16 protein-coding genes and 1 pseudogene are annotated in these 15,609 nt (G+C 46.7%); 14 read left to right on the forward strand and 3 right to left on the reverse strand.

Annotated elements, in window-relative coordinates; translation table 11 throughout:
- The first annotated feature begins 15 nt into the window (after positions 1-15).
- The 5 genes from pssA to MKY75_RS03190 all read left to right on the forward strand — a co-directional run bounded on the left by pssA (position 16) and on the right by MKY75_RS03190 (position 3,362).
- A complete protein-coding gene (pssA, locus tag MKY75_RS03170; RefSeq protein ID WP_029515866.1) occupies positions 16-525 on the forward strand; it encodes a CDP-diacylglycerol--serine O-phosphatidyltransferase in 510 nt (169 codons plus the stop codon).
- Positions 526-547: 22 nt separating this feature from the next.
- A complete protein-coding gene (locus MKY75_RS03175) occupies positions 548-1,042 on the forward strand; it encodes a DedA family protein (protein WP_029515865.1) in 495 nt (164 codons plus the stop codon).
- 90 nt (positions 1,043-1,132) lie between these two features.
- Positions 1,133-1,549: a phosphate-starvation-inducible protein PsiE gene (gene psiE, locus MKY75_RS03180; RefSeq protein WP_029515864.1), complete on the forward strand. Its 417-nt coding sequence runs from the start codon at positions 1,133-1,135 to the stop codon at positions 1,547-1,549.
- Positions 1,550-1,605: 56 nt separating this feature from the next.
- The gene (locus tag MKY75_RS03185) at positions 1,606-2,613 is read left to right on the forward strand and encodes an AI-2E family transporter (RefSeq protein WP_029515863.1); all 1,008 of its coding nucleotides are present in this window, start codon (positions 1,606-1,608) and stop codon (positions 2,611-2,613) included.
- A gap of 188 nt (positions 2,614-2,801) precedes the next feature.
- Positions 2,802-3,362 (forward strand): NADPH-dependent FMN reductase, encoded by a 561-nt coding sequence (locus MKY75_RS03190; protein WP_029515862.1) that lies wholly within the window; start codon positions 2,802-2,804, stop codon positions 3,360-3,362.
- A gap of 87 nt (positions 3,363-3,449) precedes the next feature.
- Here MKY75_RS03190 and MKY75_RS03195 read toward each other — a convergent pair whose 3' ends face one another.
- The gene (locus tag MKY75_RS03195; protein ID WP_230585007.1) at positions 3,450-3,644 is read right to left on the reverse strand and encodes a hypothetical protein; all 195 of its coding nucleotides are present in this window, start codon (positions 3,642-3,644) and stop codon (positions 3,450-3,452) included.
- A gap of 264 nt (positions 3,645-3,908) precedes the next feature.
- Here MKY75_RS03195 and MKY75_RS03200 point away from each other — a divergent pair, with 264 nt between their 5' ends.
- From MKY75_RS03200 to ahbB, 3 genes are read left to right on the forward strand one after another with little or no spacing between them, the layout of a single operon-like run.
- Positions 3,909-5,081 carry a radical SAM/SPASM domain-containing protein gene (locus MKY75_RS03200; protein WP_029515861.1) on the forward strand — a complete coding sequence of 391 codons (1,173 nt, stop codon included), beginning with the start codon at positions 3,909-3,911 and terminating at the stop codon, positions 5,079-5,081.
- Between the two features lie 25 nt (positions 5,082-5,106).
- On the forward strand, positions 5,107-6,108 hold the full coding sequence (locus tag MKY75_RS03205) for a radical SAM/SPASM domain-containing protein (RefSeq protein WP_029515860.1): 1,002 nt from the start codon (positions 5,107-5,109) through the stop codon (positions 6,106-6,108).
- Positions 6,109-6,126: 18 nt separating this feature from the next.
- A complete protein-coding gene (gene ahbB / locus MKY75_RS03210; protein WP_340884295.1) occupies positions 6,127-7,116 on the forward strand; it encodes a siroheme decarboxylase subunit beta in 990 nt (329 codons plus the stop codon).
- A 147-nt stretch (positions 7,117-7,263) separates the two neighbouring features.
- Here ahbB and MKY75_RS03215 read toward each other — a convergent pair.
- Positions 7,264-7,467, reverse strand: a pseudogene (locus MKY75_RS03215) (MFS transporter); the annotation flags it as partial.
- A gap of 366 nt (positions 7,468-7,833) precedes the next feature.
- On the opposite strand from MKY75_RS03215, the gene MKY75_RS03220 reads away from it, so the two are divergent.
- The 3 genes from MKY75_RS03220 to MKY75_RS03230 all read left to right on the forward strand — a co-directional run bounded on the left by MKY75_RS03220 (position 7,834) and on the right by MKY75_RS03230 (position 9,967).
- Positions 7,834-8,205 (forward strand): MmcQ/YjbR family DNA-binding protein, encoded by a 372-nt coding sequence (locus tag MKY75_RS03220; RefSeq protein WP_340884296.1) that lies wholly within the window; start codon positions 7,834-7,836, stop codon positions 8,203-8,205.
- A gap of 129 nt (positions 8,206-8,334) precedes the next feature.
- A complete protein-coding gene (locus MKY75_RS03225; protein WP_029515856.1) occupies positions 8,335-8,961 on the forward strand; it encodes a nitroreductase family protein in 627 nt (208 codons plus the stop codon).
- 55 nt (positions 8,962-9,016) lie between these two features.
- The gene (locus MKY75_RS03230; RefSeq protein WP_340884298.1) at positions 9,017-9,967 is read left to right on the forward strand and encodes a ring-cleaving dioxygenase; all 951 of its coding nucleotides are present in this window, start codon (positions 9,017-9,019) and stop codon (positions 9,965-9,967) included.
- Positions 9,968-10,060: 93 nt separating this feature from the next.
- Here the strand turns inward: MKY75_RS03230 and MKY75_RS03235 are convergent, their stop codons facing one another.
- Entirely contained in the window at positions 10,061-13,426 is a 3,366-nt protein-coding gene (locus tag MKY75_RS03235) for a DEAD/DEAH box helicase (RefSeq protein ID WP_340884299.1), read from the reverse strand.
- A gap of 335 nt (positions 13,427-13,761) precedes the next feature.
- On the opposite strand from MKY75_RS03235, the gene MKY75_RS03240 reads away from it, so the two are divergent.
- The 3 genes from MKY75_RS03240 (at position 13,762) to MKY75_RS03250 (ending at position 15,607) form a co-directional block, all read left to right on the forward strand.
- A complete protein-coding gene (locus tag MKY75_RS03240; protein ID WP_029515853.1) occupies positions 13,762-14,061 on the forward strand; it encodes a hypothetical protein in 300 nt (99 codons plus the stop codon).
- A gap of 20 nt (positions 14,062-14,081) precedes the next feature.
- Positions 14,082-15,359, forward strand: coding sequence for a lipase family protein (locus MKY75_RS03245; protein WP_069010945.1), 1,278 nt, complete (start codon positions 14,082-14,084; stop codon positions 15,357-15,359).
- 62 nt (positions 15,360-15,421) lie between these two features.
- Complete coding sequence (locus MKY75_RS03250) at positions 15,422-15,607, forward strand: hypothetical protein (RefSeq protein WP_340884302.1); 186 nt, start codon at positions 15,422-15,424, stop codon at positions 15,605-15,607.
- Positions 15,608-15,609: the final 2 nt, after the last annotated feature.

Here is a 15,609-nt window from a genome sequence, read left to right on the forward strand (position 1 = left end):
AAAGGAGTTAAGAGTATGAAATGGAATTGGTTGCCCTCACTATGCACGATTGCAAACCTGGGGGCAGGGGTCTTATCCCTGTATTTCACGATTCATGAGCAATACATGACCGCCTTTATTCTCGTGGTGGTGGCTGCTTTGTGGGATGTATTAGACGGTTTACTGGCAAGGCTGCTGCATTGTTCCAGTGATTTTGGCAAACAGCTCGATTCGCTGGCGGATGTGGTCTCATTTGGGGTTGCCCCTGCTTTCTTGATCTTGTTATACAAGCTGGGAGATACCCATTGGGTAGGACCACTTGTGGCTGTTTTGTTTGTCATATGTGGTGCGGTAAGATTGGCAAGATTCAACCTAATGGCTTTTAGTAAAGGCTTTGTGGGTATGCCGATTACGGCGGCGGGAGTGATTTTGTCCTTTATGTTTTTATGGAGTGAGCATTTGAAGCCGGGGTTGTTGCTTGCGTTAATGGTAGTGCTGTCGTTCCTGATGGTTAGCCGTATTCCCTTCCCGTCCTTCAAAAAATAATCGGTCAGGAGGTGGCGCTCCTATGGAATGGGCCATCAGCATGATTACACAATACGGATATATCGCTATTTTTGCTCTTCTTGCTCTTGGGATTATTGGCCTACCGGTTCCAGATGAAATTATTATGGTGTTTGTCGGCTATTTATCTTCTATTATGGTACTGAATTATTCGGTGTCTATCTTAGTCAGCTTCATCGGTGCAATGACAGGGATGATGATCAGCTACACGCTAGGCAAAAAGCTGGGCCAGCCCTTGGTGGATAAGCACGGCAAGTGGGTTGGATTGACACCGAAGCGATTTGCAAGAGTTAAGGGGTGGTTTGCGCGCTTTGGGTTGTGGACCATTTTGTTTGGTTATTTTATCCCAGGAGTCAGACATGCAACAAGCTATTTGTCAGGGCTTAGTGCGATGCCTGTCCGAAAATATATGCTGGTGGCAAGCGCAGGTTCTCTGATATGGACGCTTATTTTTATCTCCATTGGTTATATTGCAGGGGCGAATATAAACTTTCATTAAGGTGACCCCAAAAGTAATGTAGCATTTTTCACGTATACCACCGATAATATAAATAAAGATGATATTGTACAACCAGTGAGGGGATCTGTATTGAATGCATTAATGAAGTATATTGAGAAGTTACCTGGTTTTCTGCAAATGATCTTAAATATCTCGCTATTTCTGGTCGGGCTGATTTTAAGCTTCTTACTTCTAAAAGAAACATGGTCCATTTTTTCTTATGTTTTTTTGTACACAGAGGCCGACAAAAATTACTATGAATTCACGGAAGAGCTGCTTGTATTTTTCTTGTATTTTGAATTCATAGCATTAATAGTTAAGTACTTTAAAACCAATTTTCATTTTCCATTACGTTATTTCATCTATATTGGGATTACGGCCGTCATCAGGCTCATTATTGTGGACCATGATGATGCTAAAAATACATTCTGGTGGTCCATTGCTATTCTAGTCATGGTAGGTTCTCTATTGATCGCTAACAGTAAATTGTTAAAAAGAGAAAGTTAATGCCGGGAAAGATTGCAAAGGGTGACAGTCAAGTGGGAGAGAGGGAATAAAGACGAATGGTAAGAAACTGGATGAATCATGCGGGCGTCAGGCGGATAGCCGTCCTTGCGATAATCGTTTTGCTGTTGTTTATGTTAAGAAGCATGATGAATATTATGTTGTTAACACTGCTTCTTACGATCTTGATTGGCAGTATATATAACGGAGTGAATAAGCTGGTCAAGCGGTTTGTCAATGTACCGTCAATGGTCGTACTGCTACTGGTGTATGGTCTGCTGATCCTGATTATGGTGTGGGGCGTTTACCGAATGGTGCCGCTAATCATTGTACAGGTCAAGCAGGTGTATCTCATGATTCAGCAAGCGTATATGTATCCTGATCGTAATCAATGGAACGAAACGATTATCGAATTTATGGACACACTGAATGTTCAGCGGCTATTTGAGCCTGGCCTGAGTGCAGTGATGAAGGTCAGTCAATTGGGAACACAACTTCTGGTGTCAATTATTTTGAGCTTGTTCTTCCTGATGGAAAAATCCTATATTACACGCTTTACAGCTACGTTTGTAGATAGCAAGCTGGGCTGGTTTTTCAAGGAAGTGGGTCATTTCGGCCGTATGTTCCTGGGTACGTTCGGGAAGGTATTGGAGGCTCAACTGCTGATTTCACTTATTAACTGTATATTGACCACGATTGCGCTCTGGATTATGGGCTTCCCTAATCTGCTCGGTCTTGCGCTCATCATTTTCGTACTGGGATTGGTTCCGGTGGCAGGTGTGTTTATCTCACTGGCACCGCTCGGCCTGATCGCTTTCAGTGTCGGTGGCATTCAATATGTAATTTATCTGGTTATATTGATCGTGGTGATTCATGCGATTGAGGCCTATTTCTTAAATCCGAAGCTGATGTCATCCAAAACGAATTTACCGATTTTCTTTACCTTTGTCGTACTTATTTTCTCTGAGCATCTGATTGGAATTTGGGGCTTGATTGTAGGTATTCCGTTGTTTGTTTTCTTCCTTGATCTGATTGGGATAAAACGCAAGCAAGAGAAGGATACTTGATTCAGCAATACAGATTCCGCCCTAGTATAGTGACTATTGATATATCACAAATGCCTGCGAAACCGCAGGCATTTTTTTATTGCCCTTTTGTTCACAGGAAAAATCGCTGACGCTCATCCACTTTTTAATTCTCTTGTTAGCTATAGTACACTGAATATGCAAGATCAGATCAAGTTCGGAGAAATGAGATGATACGGTTGGAACAGAAAATTAAGGTATTGGCTATATCGGGTAGCCTTCGTCAAAAGTCCTCCAATACAGCACTTATGAAGGCTACTATGGGGCTGGCTTCTGAAAATATGATGTTCACAGTCTATGATGGGTTGGAAGATCTCCCGCATTTTAACCCTGACTTGGATGTAGATGAGGGGCCAGCTTCCGTAAGAGGGCTACGGGAACAATTGAAACAAGTGGATGGAGTGCTGATCTGTACACCGGAATATGGAAATGGGGTGCCGGGTGCTTTGAAAAATGCCTTGGATTGGCTCGTATCTTCAGGTGAATTTGTAAATAAACCAACAGCGGTCATTAGCGCGTCACCGTCTCCTATGGGCGGCCATCTGGCGCATGCCTCGCTGCTGCTCACATTGCAAATGATCAACGCAGAGATTGTGGAGAATGGAAAGGTCATTATTCCGCATATCACATTAAAGCTGAACTCAGAAGGCATCATTACAAACGCTGAAACTAGACAGGAAATGGAGGCATTACTTCAAGGGCTTGAGCAAGCATGCAGAGGACAGGTATAGGAAAATCCAAAGCAGATCCTTCATCATAGAAGGATCTGCTTATTTGAATGGCCACCTACTACATATTCAACGGCAGGAATTCACCAGTTATCTAATATTAGTTGTGTCCAGCAAACGCTCATAGACCTTTAATCGGGCATACACCGTTTCAAGTATCGGATATGACATATTACGATTAGCCAATGCCAGAAGTGTTCCGCTCATGCTGGCAACAAATATATACTTTTGCCAAATTTCACGCTGAATGTCATGGCTGTGTGTAACCGTGAAACCTGCTAGCACTTTTTCAGCTGTAAGAAAAAATCATTTCGGCCACGACCTTTTTGATACCCGCAGCATTACGGGTAAACGTACCTAAAAGCGATACTCATATCGCTACTTCGGAAGCATAAGCTCTAATAAGACGCCGTCAGACGTTTCTTCTTATTGCAGACCCAAGCATTAATGCGGCGCGAGAGCAAGATAATAGCGCATATCCTTATTCTCACAAGTTATCTTAAGATAAAAAGAACTGGTATCTAATTATAGGGAGATGAGGGAACGGAAATGATTAATGTAACGAAACTACTTACCGGTATGAAGGGAGAAGGCGATGACCTTCGTTATACCATTAAGCCGGGCCACAAACCTCATGGCGTTTCCGCGGGCAGAGGGCCTGTCGTCGTATGGAATTCGACACGGGCTTGCAACTTAACCTGTAAACATTGTTATGCGAATGCCTGTCCTGCCCATGATCCCGATGAAATGTCGACGGAGGAAGCTAAGGTATTTATTGATAATCTGGCCGCCTTCCAGGTGCCGGTACTGCTTTTTTCCGGTGGAGAGCCTCTGATCCGCAAAGATATTTATGAGCTGATTTCTTATGCGTCAAGCAAAGGGCTTCGGCCGGTAGTATCGACCAATGGCACATTGATTACCATGGACAGAGCGAAGATGCTAAAAGAAGCAGGGGTTAAATATGTCGGTGTAAGCCTGGATGGGCTGGAAGAGCGCCATGATGAATTTCGCGGGCGAAAAGGAGCCTTTAAGCAGGCGCTTCAGGGTATCCGAAACTGCTTGGTCATCGGCCAGAAGGTAGGGGTCCGGTTCACGATCAGCAGACATACATATGAAGACTTGGATGGTGTCCTTGATTTGATCGAGCGGGAAAATATTCCTCGGGCCTGCTTCTACCATCTCGTCTATTCCGGCCGCGGGAGCGCCCTGCAGCAAGAGGATGTTACCCATGAACAATCCCGGCATGCTCTTGACCGGATTATGGCTAAAACGGTGGACCTGCATGGCAAAGGCAAACCGGTGGAATTGCTCACCGTTGATAACCATGCGGATGGCGTTTACTTATACCAGCGGATGATGGAGCGCGACCCGGAGCGCGCAGCTGAACTGCTTGGCTTGCTTCAGAGAAACGGCGGCAACCGTTCCGGAATAGCCATCGGCTGCGTGGATTGGCACGGCAACGTCTATCCCGATCAGTTCACGAGAGATATCGAAATCGGTAATATCCGCAAGCAGAAATTCAGCGAGATTTGGCGTGATGCCGCTCATCCGCTAATGGTCGGCCTGCGCGACCGTAAACCGCTGCTAAAGGGACGCTGCAGAGAATGCAATTGGCTGGATATCTGTAACGGGAATTTCCGGGCCCGGGCTTCGGTAAGCGGTGATTTCTGGGCGGAGGACCCATCCTGTTATTTAAGTGACCGTGAAATTGGAATCGTATAACACTGGAAAGGAAGGCTGAATACGCATGCTCGTTTCCTGGAATGTGACCAAGAAATGCAATTTATACTGCGAACACTGCTATCGTGACTCGGGGCCGACATCGTCTGTAGAAGACCAGCTAACCACGGAGGAAGGCATCCGGCTCATTGATCAGATCAAGCAGGCTGGATTCAAGCTTCTCATATTCAGCGGCGGCGAGCCCTTGATCCGTGAAGATCTCTGCGAATTGATCGCGTATGCCTCGTCTATCGGCCTTCGTCCCGCACTTGGCAGCAACGGCACGCTTCTGACCGCCGCCAAAGCTGCGGAGCTGAAAAAAGCAGGGCTGGGGGGCATTGCGATCAGCATAGACAGCGCCACGCCTGAGTATCACAACCGGTTCAGGAATGCGCCAGAAGGCTGGCAGCAAGCATTGGAGGGCATTCGTTATGCCCGGGAAGCCGGGCTGAGAGTGCAGATTAACATGACGCTGACCGAGGGAAATATGGATGACTTCGTGCAGGTTGCCCAGCTTGCCGAGGAGCTTCATGTGTCCTCTCTGCACCCGTTCTTTCTCGTCCCGACCGGACGGGCCGTCCATATTGAAGAAGACGGGCTGAAGCGGGAACGGTATTACTCGGTTCTGCGCAGTGTTCTGTCCAAACAGAAGTCAACATCCCTTGAAATCAAACCGACATGCGCTCCCCAGTTCATGCCGCTTGCCAAGAGCATGGGGCTGGAAATGCGGTACACGCGCGGTTGTCTGGCCGGGGTCTCCTATTGTTCTGTGCTGCCGAATGGCGAGGTGCATATTTGTCCGTACCTGCCGGTCAAGGTGGGGAATGTTCGCGAGCAGCCTTTTGATGAAATATGGCGGGATAATCCGGTGTTTCGGGATTTAAGGGACTTCAAGAAATATGAAGGAGAATGCGGCTCCTGCCCCGATGTGGGCATTTGTGGCGGCTGCCGGGCGAGATCGTACTATTACAGCGGCGGCAATTTCATGGCCGAAGAGCCGTGGTGTTACAAAAGATCGGCGGCGCTGTAAGCTGGGGAGGTGGGAATAGTGGACCTGGATTCGAACGACCGGAAGCTGCTGAATCGGCTGCAAATCGGGCTTCCTCTGGTCAAACGCCCTTGGAATGCCATTGCGGAGGAACTGGAATTACGCCAGGAAGATGTGCTTCAAAGGCTTGAAAGGCTGAAGAAAGAGGGATTCATCCGGCGGATCGGCGGGGTGTTTAATCCGGCGGGACTGGGATTTAGAGGCTGTTTGTATGCGATGGCAGTCAGGGAGGAGCTTTTTTACCAGACCGCTGCTGTCATCAACAGGTATAGAGGCGTAACCCATAACTACCGCCGGCGCAGCAGGCTCAATATGTGGTTCACGCTGACTTCCCGGACCGAGGAAGAACGGGGGGCTATTCTTGAAACGATCCGTGAAGCGGCGGGAGGGCCGCTGCTATATGAGTTTCCCTCCGAGCAATTATTCAAACTAAAGGTCTTTCTGAATATGGAAGAAACGGCTGATGCATCAGCCATTACACCCAGCCCGAACTTGAATGGAGTCGCAACCTCCAAACAGGAACCATGCAAAATAGAAATAACGGATGTGCAGCTGATCCGCGAACTGCAGGGAGATCTTCCGTTGTCAACTGAACCGTATACCGAGATTGCCAATAAGACAGGTTGCAGCTTGGAAGAGGTGTTTCTGCGCTTGCAGGCACTGCAGGCAGGAGGAGCACTCAAACGAATCGGAGCCGTTCTAAAGCATAGGGAAGCGGGATTTTCAGCAAATGGCCTGTTCATCTGCGTACTTCCTGAGGAGCATATACCTGAGGCAGGAAAAAGGCTGGCCGATTATTCGGAAGTCAGCCACTGCTACAAGCGCCGGACGCACCCCGATTGGCCGTATAATTTATACGCCATGATTCATGGACCCGATGAAGCGTCTGTTCGGAAAGTTGCGGAGCAATTTGTTCGGCGGGAAGACATCAAGGATTACGATATTCTGTTCAGCACGGAAGAATTGAAGAAAACGAGCTTTTCGATCTAAAGCGCTTCTTATATTCACACGGATGCCGTCTCTTCAAGGACAGCGTCCGTTTTTCGTGTTGACAGGTTAACGCTCTTTGACTATATTGAGTTTATTCGTAATGCTTACAATTTTACATAGATCGGAAGTACCGAGCGTGCAGTCTGAAAGCATCGGCAAAGGCCCCGCTAATCTTAATGAACTGACCCCTAGATCCTGTGCAATTTGTGGCAGTAATCCAGCAGGCAGGCTTTCTGTAAGAATGCAGATGAATCCCGCCATGGCTAAAGCCAGCAACCCGACCCACGGGAGACGTTTGGAAGACGACACATTTGCACCGCCTTTTCTTATAAGAGCAGTGTTTGAGTTCACGAAAAAAATCTCCTTTATTTATTTTTTGCCGCTTAAAAAAGCTTTCGCTTCCGTATAAGCTTATATAAATAAAACACTTTTTTACATGGATGATTAAAGGGGGATGAAGTGAATTAAGAGGAAAATAGGCGCTACCTTATTGCGCCTAACAGTAGTCATTATTATTTTTCGCGAACCAGTTATCCTGTCCCATATAGAGCCAATCCGAACAGTGTGTGCGACGGTATCCGTAGTGGTTCACCTTTAGCACAGTTCCCCTAAATGTAGCACGGACTTAGTGTATATGTAGCGTATGAAGGTGATATAATAGGGCGCAAATAGGTAGGTTCGTAGAAAAAATAACTCGGAACAGAGGAGAGAAGGCTGGTGTTTGAGCAAATTGTAGCATATGGTTTGAGCCAAAAAGAGGCCGTTAAGGATTACCCGTTTGGTGCTGATCCCCTGGTACTCAAAGTAGGGGGCAAGATGTTTGCTCTCCTGACTGAAAAGGATGGTATGAGCCATGTATCCTTGAAATGTGATCCAGTCATTGCGGTAAATTTGCGTGAACAAAACAAGGCGATTAAGCCAGGCTATCATTTAAATAAAAAGCATTGGAATACGATTGAGGTTGATGCTACCTTCCCACTGGAGGATTTGTACAGCATGATCGACCATTCGTATGAGCTGGTCTTCAAGAGCTTAACCAAAGCGCAACGTGAAGCGATTACGATGAGAATACGGGCAACGGATCTGTAAAGGGCTGAGTGAAGCCCTTTTTTTGTATCCAAAAATACTTATAGTTTTACTTGACAGAAATCACAAATAGATATATTCTTAATTTAAAGATAATTCATTTGAAAATAATATCAAGGAGTGGAACTTAACATGAGCGAACTGGTGAATATTATTCAAGAGAGAAGATCAGCTTCTAAATTTATTCCTGATGTTACTATAGATGCAAAAGAACTAGAAGAAATATTTCAGTTGGTGAAGTTTGCTCCATCGGCTTTTAATTTACAGCATGCGCGTTATATCGTAGTGCAGGATGCGGATACCAAACAAAGACTGCATGATGAGGCAAGTAAGCAGTATAAAATATTAACGGCTTCGGCGACCATTGTAGTGTTGGGGGATACAGAAGCTTATACCAAGGTAGCTGACCTCAACGAAGGATTCCTGAACTTAGGTGTCCTGAGCAAGCAGGAATATGATAGTACAGTGGAATCGGTAACTCAGTTTTATCGCGAACGGGGGCCTGTCTTCCAGAGAGAAGAAGCGATCCGTAATGCCAGCCTGTCGGCTATGCAATTTATGCTGATTGCCAAGGACAAAGGCTGGGATACTTGCCCGATGATCGGTTTTGATCCGGCGAAGGTGCAGGAAGTATTGAATATTCCAGAGCAATTTGTACCCGTGATGATGATTACCTTGGGTAAAGAGGACGAATCGGGTCAGCGGGCACGGGGATACCGCAAGCCGGTTGGACAATTTGTCAGCTACAATGGATTTTGAAATTTGTAAATCATTTGTGTAAATAAATCAACATGTTAATGAAGGAGTGATAAAGATGTCATTGAAAACCGCTGGAATTCACCATATCACGTCCTTTGCAGGCGACCCGCAGGGCAACGTTGATTTTTACGCAGGCGTACTTGGTCTGCGATTGATTAAAAAGACGATCAACTTTGATGCTCCAGAAGTATACCATTTGTACTTTGGTAATGAAGAGGGCAGCCCGGGAACAATCATTACTTTTTTTCCAGCTCCGGGTACACGCAAAGGTAAGATTGGAGGCGGACAGGTTGGGATTACGACGTATGTCGTGCCATCCGGTGCTTTGGAATACTGGGAAAACCGTCTGCACAGCTTGAAGGTATCTTTCACGAAGGCTAATCGTTTTGGCGAGTCATTCATCCAGTTCCGAGACAACGAGGGCTTACATCTGGAGTTGGTGGAGCGGGAAGGTGGCCCGTTGAACACGTGGACAGCCGGAGGCGTGCCTACGGATAAAGCGATCAAGGGCTTTGGCGGGGCGGTACTGTACAGTGCGGATTCCAAGCATACGCAAGGGGTGTTGGAGAACGTCCTGGGGATGACTCCCGTCGGAGAAGACGCAAATGCAGGCTACATCCGCTATCAGACGACAGGTGATCTGGGCAACCTGATCGATATTCCGGTCAAAGATGTCCCGTGGGGGAATGGCGGTGCCGGTACGGTTCACCATATTGCCTGGCGCGCGCAGGATGATACGGAGCATCAAGCGTGGAACGAATGGGTTCACCAGCAGGGTTTTGGGACTAGTGGCATTGTAGATCGCCAATACTTCAATGCCGTATACTTCCGCGAGCAAGGCGGTATTCTATTCGAGATCGCAACCGATCCGCCCGGATTTACGGTGGATGAGGAATTGAATGAGTTGGGGCACAAGCTGATGCTGCCTGAATGGTATGAGCCTCAGCGCACCCAGATTGAGTCTAACCTGGTTCCCATTGAACCTAGAGTATTAAAACAGGATTAATCTGCTCGATCCAAACAATCATATTAGAAGCAAAAAGGTCCAATACGGGAAGATTTCTACCGTGATTGGACCTTTTTGTGCATGTGGAATTAGCTAGATCATGAGCAGTTCGCGAATCTCCAGCTCGGTCAGTGCCGAAAGGGTTTCTTGCCCCGGCTGAATGACCTGGTCGATCATGTTTTTCTTTTTTTGTTGCAGTTCATACATTTTATCCTCTACTGTGCCTTGGGCGACGAGACGAATAACCTGCACGACTTTTTTCTGGCCCATTCGGTGTGCACGGTTGGTAGCCTGCTCCTCTACAGCGGGATTCCACCATAGATCATACAGTATGACTGTATCTGCGCCGGTGAGGTTCAGGCCAGTACCTCCTGCCTTTAGGGAAATCAAGAACAGCTCGCGTTCTCCTTCGTTGAAGCGATTGCACAGTTCGACTCGTTCCAGAGCGGGAGTCTGCCCATCCAGGTAAAAGTAGGACACTCCTTCTCGAGCAAGCTCGCGTCCGATCATTTGAAGCATCGTGGTGAACTGTGAAAAAATGAGCATCCGTTTCCCGGAGCTGAGACATTCCGTAATGATCTCCAACAGCTGTTCAAATTTGGCGGAGCTTCCCGTATATCCTTCGATGAACAAGCCAGGATGACAGCAGAGCTGACGAAGCCGGGTTAGACCTGCGAGAATTTTGATCCGATTTTTCTGAAATCCTTCCTCGTTGAGATGCTTTAACGTTTCATGCTGGAGCTTGGCCAGATAGGCCGTATACAGCTTTTTCTGATCTGGCAGAAGCCGGGATACCTGCACGGATTCGATTTTTTCCGGCAGCTCCTTGAGGACATCACTCTTGAGACGGCGCAGCAAAAAAGGACGAACCCGCTTGGCAATCACATTTCGAGGCAGGTTGTGAAACGCTCTTTTCCCGCCGGGAAATAACGCAGGAAATACAACGTCAAAGATGGACCACAGCTCTTCCAACGTATTTTCTACTGGCGTTCCTGTCAGGGCAAAACGGTAACGAGCTTTTACATCCTTAACAGCCTGTGCCGTCTGGGTGGCATGATTTTTGAAAGCCTGTGCCTCGTCCAGAATGAGCGTATGAAACGATGGCTTGCTGTACACATCTGCATCGCGTCGTAGCAACGGGTAGGACGTAATGACGACGTCATAACTGGCGGCATCCCGTATGATCCGGCCGCGTTCTTCCGGGCTGCCATCTGCGATAGTAACGCGGATATGTGGAGCAAACTTCTCCAGCTCATTCCGCCAGTTGTACACCAGTGATGCAGGGGACACGATCATGGCTGGAAGCTGCTGGCTGCGGATTTCCGGCAATACTGAGACGAGAAAGGCGATACTTTGCAGCGTTTTACCCAGCCCCATATCATCTGCCAAAATGCCCCCAAAACGGTAATGCGCCAATGTCTTAAGCCATTGAAAGCCGTAAACCTGATAATCTCTTAAGATTGGGGCAAGCATGTCTGGAACTGGAAAGTCGAGATGGTCTGGGTTGCGTATATTTTCCAGTAGCTGGCGAAAGGTTTTACCCAAAGTCAGGTTTTTCCCATGATCGTGAGGATCAATTAAGTACAGTCCTTGCGTGACGGGAACACGAATTTGGGCTGCATCCAGATCACTTTTGCGGATACCTGTTTCATTCATGAACCGAATCAATTCCTTGTATTCCTCTGTTTCCAGCGGCAGCAAGGCACCATTCGGCAGACGGTGATATTTCTGTTTTTCCTCTAACGATTTGAGCAGTTTGCGAATTTCCGGTTCCGGTATGCCCTCCATATCAAATTTAAATTCAAGCCAATCTGTACGTTCATCCCACTCCGCGCGTATCCTTGGGGTAGGCAGAGTATTGTTTATTTTTGCTTTGACTGCACCTGTAGCATAGACGTCCAGCAGCTTTTCCAGTTGCGGAACCGTATGGTACAAAAAATCATACTCTGCATCTTCATCTTCCATAAAATATCCGCTGTCTGTTCTGGCAAAGGAGCTATGCTCCATCAGCTCCAAAATCCGTTGCTCCTGTTCCCCATCACGTATCAGAATTCGGTCGTTACCAGGCGTTCGTGCATCTGTTTCCAGCGGGTTGATGATGATATCCCCATATTGGAACTCCAGCCCTGCCAGCAGCTTGTCTCTTACTCGGTCCAGATACAGCTTGGCCTTCAATGGCTGCTGTGTGACCCGATCTGAGACGGAACGTGTCATATGAACACGTCCGAGCTTCATTAACCCGGGTACAACCTTGTCCATAAAAGATTCCATCTGCTCTGGCGCGATCTGAACTTTTCGCCTGTGATGTACTTCTACCATCCGTTTTAGCTCGGACAAACGCCGTAAGGGGTCGGCTTTCTGTTTGACAAGCTTGCCATCGGCAATGACGACACCATAGTCTTCCATGATGGTCAAGTCATCCAATCCTTGTATGCTTAGCTGGTAGCCTTCGGTTTCGGCCTCAGCCTCATCAAATTCAAATTGCAGCGGAAGCATCAGGTCGGACTGGGGAATACCCTCGTTCATGTTTCCGTGAATTTCAAAGTAGACGCCCTGTGCTGCTGTCAGCAAGGGGAGCAGCTTTTCCCAAGCCGCAGGCGGGATGAGGAGCATTCGCTCGCCGCTCATATGACTACTGGAAGATGAATACGTGCCTGAGGTTTCCCGAATCATACGCTCATGGTGGCACACCTGGGATAATTGCTGGAGAATAGCGTCATGTTCAGGTCGGAAGCGGTACAGCTCAGGCTCGTATGAGAAGCTTTTCGTGAACATGTAGCTATCCCCACGGTCGATACTCTGCAGAAACGGACGGATTTTCTGGACGATATATAATCGTTTGGGACCGGCCTTCATTTCCACACCAAACATATATTTTTGGTAACCGTAGGCAAAAGGTCGGATCACGAACTGAAAATCCAAGACCGCGCGAGTATCCAGTAGGGTTGGTGTGCTGCGAAGCGGTCGCTTGCGGCCAAATAGCTTTAACATGCTGTCGGTCAGCTGGAGATCCCCTTGTGTGATACCAGAGGATCGTGCTGTTCTAGCAGTGTGATCATATGAAGCATCTGTAGATGTGTACATCCCGTCTGAATCCATGCTTCCTGCTGTATCTGGGGCAGTACCGGGATGAAGTCTGGAGGCATAGGAGCGCACAGACAGACTCTTTCCACGGCGTATATCATGGGCGTTAAGGAGAACAGCTGCGATATGTTTACAATATCGACCGGTGTTCTGAAATGTGCTACAGGTGCATTCTGCTCGGATACTTCCATTGGATCGGATCATCGCCGCAACAGCATAAAAGCTGCTTCCTTTGACCGTAGCTTCGTATACCCCTTCATCATGATCTATTTGTGTAAAGGCCACTCTTTTGGCCCGGTAATAGGCATCCCCGTCGTCATAAGCGGCTTGACTGCATAGTTGTCTGATGGCTCGTCGGGTAAGTTCAAAACTCATGGTTCGTAATCCTTTCCTGGGTTATTCCGTTTTCTTACATGATAACAGAACAGACAGGAGGATGGACATGTGGGGAATGTAATACGAGAAATAAAACTTATCAGCTAAGAACGGAAGGTTTCCACACCGATTTGATACCGTAGACTTAACCCTATCCCATGTCTTATGGCGTATTGATTGTCTTTGGAAAGAAAAGGTACAATTTATAAAAGGGATTTTGTGGATATAAAATGGATGTTACGCATATGAAAGGGATGATTAGGATCAGTCACCGATATCTAAAAGGAATGATGGTGTTGATAGCCCTTATTTTAATACTGGGAGGATGCCACAAGGTGAATAAAGACGAAGATGCTGAACTGATCAGTAAGGCGAAAGCTACGGCTGTTCAATATTTGAAGGAAAAATACGAACTAGACGTTGAAATCACATATGCAAAAAAATTTCCTCCTTATGTAACAAACAAGGTAGATATAAGTGGCAATGTAATAGGTCATGCAGAAGAGGATTTTACGATTTCTGTAAACTATGAAAATCAGGAAACTTCGAATTTTGCTATAAGTCCCGAGCTAAAAAAGGTGCTTATTGAAAATGGGACTTATCCAGGCTTTCAAGATAAAAAGAAAAATCACTAGATCAGAGGAGTGTAAATAGTATGAGTTCACTTCAAGTAAGTGACGAAACTTATAAAATAATGTCTGAAATGGCCTATAAAAAAATGAAAAAAGGTGCTGAACCATCAGAAGAACTCCCCGGCTGGAAAGTGTTAGACACGCTCGATCGCGAGGATTCGGGACTTGCCGCTGTCACATTTTACAACGAAGAAACGGAACAGGCCGTTATCGCCTATCGTGGGACGGAAACGGATGATCCACAGGATCTGTATAACGATGTGACTCTTGCACTTCCTGAAATTAACCGCAAAATTCACGGTAGCTTGAATATTCATTCAGATGAATATAATGAAAAAATGAAAAAAATGGACGACGCTTTAGGGTTCACGGCGTTTAACAACTGGATGGGAGAGAAAGAAAAAAGCGTAGATAAGGCTTTGTTCGGCAGCTCGAACCAGTTCTATCAGGCAGAGGACTATGCGAAGGATATACAAAACAAGTACAAAAACTACAACTTCTCGCTAACTGGACATTCGCTGGGAGGAGGGAATGCACAATATGTAGCTGCTTATACAGGGTTAAATGCGGTTACATTCTGTGCGCCTTCGGTCATTTCCAGTCTGACACCGGAGTACAGAGAGAAAGCCGAAAATGGCGAATTTGATCATCAAATTACGAATTTTCTGCATCCCAGTGATATGATAGCTAGCTTTATTGGGGGAGGGTACGATCTTCACGTAGGAGCTTCCTACCATATTGACAATAATTATCAAACAGCTAATGAAGGCTTAGGACTAAAAGAGAGAGTGGACAACACGTTGGGTGGGCCTTCCTATCACTCACTCAATCATTATAAGTTTGATAAGAATGGCTATGTATCCAACCCGCTATATGATCCTGTAACAGGCGAACGAATCGCGGAATCTCCGCGTATTCCATCTGACTTTAACCTAATGGAAACGGTGGACGGCTGGATACATCAATTAGGACAGACCTTAACTCAATTCCAAAAGGCAGCGCTGGTAACGGCGGCAACATCTGCTTCAGCAGGTACGATTCAAGTCATGCCGGAGCATCTACTCGCTGTAGCTGAAAAATGGAAGGCGAATGCACAACAATGTGATGCAGATTTCCAACGTGTCAGAGCCAGGCTTTCACGCTATTTGCACAGTAGTCAGAGTCGGCGGTTGCAGCCGATTGTAACACAGCTTGACTCCTCCATGATGGAATTTAGTCAGTGGCATTTACGGACGACTAATGAATTCCTTTACAATCTCGAGTACAAAATAGAGCAGTTTATCCAGGCAGATATTAGCTAATAACGCTAATAACAAGGTACTAACGATATAGAAAAATGAATACATAGGAGGTGGCCAGTAATTTGAACGGACAATTACGGGTCGAACTGGAAGAGCTATTGCTTGCCGAAAAGGAGCTGACCTGGCTACTCGCCAAACTTCGCACAGATGAACAAGCGGCACGTGTATTATATGGGCGTCTGCATGAATGGACTGGGCATTCGGCCAATGCTATCAGAGACCAAATTGAAGCTTTTTTGTCGGGTTAACG

Source organism: Paenibacillus sp. FSL L8-0663 (assembly GCF_038008125.1).
Lineage (GTDB): Bacteria > Bacillota > Bacilli > Paenibacillales > Paenibacillaceae > Paenibacillus > Paenibacillus polymyxa_D.

Coding starts and splice junctions, on each gene's coding strand:
- pssA (WP_029515866.1), top strand. CDS start 16: ATGAAATGGAATTGGTTGCCCTCACTATGCACGATTGCAAACCTGGGG.
- MKY75_RS03175 (WP_029515865.1), top strand. CDS start 548: ATGGAATGGGCCATCAGCATGATTACACAATACGGATATATCGCTATT.
- MKY75_RS03185 (WP_029515863.1), top strand. CDS start 1,606: ATGGTAAGAAACTGGATGAATCATGCGGGCGTCAGGCGGATAGCCGTC.
- MKY75_RS03190 (WP_029515862.1), top strand. CDS start 2,802: ATGATACGGTTGGAACAGAAAATTAAGGTATTGGCTATATCGGGTAGC.
- MKY75_RS03200 (WP_029515861.1), top strand. CDS start 3,909: ATGATTAATGTAACGAAACTACTTACCGGTATGAAGGGAGAAGGCGAT.
- MKY75_RS03205 (WP_029515860.1), top strand. CDS start 5,107: ATGCTCGTTTCCTGGAATGTGACCAAGAAATGCAATTTATACTGCGAA.
- MKY75_RS03225 (WP_029515856.1), top strand. CDS start 8,335: ATGAGCGAACTGGTGAATATTATTCAAGAGAGAAGATCAGCTTCTAAA.
- MKY75_RS03230 (WP_340884298.1), top strand. CDS start 9,017: ATGTCATTGAAAACCGCTGGAATTCACCATATCACGTCCTTTGCAGGC.
- MKY75_RS03235 (WP_340884299.1), bottom strand. CDS start 13,426: ATGAGTTTTGAACTTACCCGACGAGCCATCAGACAACTATGCAGTCAA.
- MKY75_RS03245 (WP_069010945.1), top strand. CDS start 14,082: ATGAGTTCACTTCAAGTAAGTGACGAAACTTATAAAATAATGTCTGAA.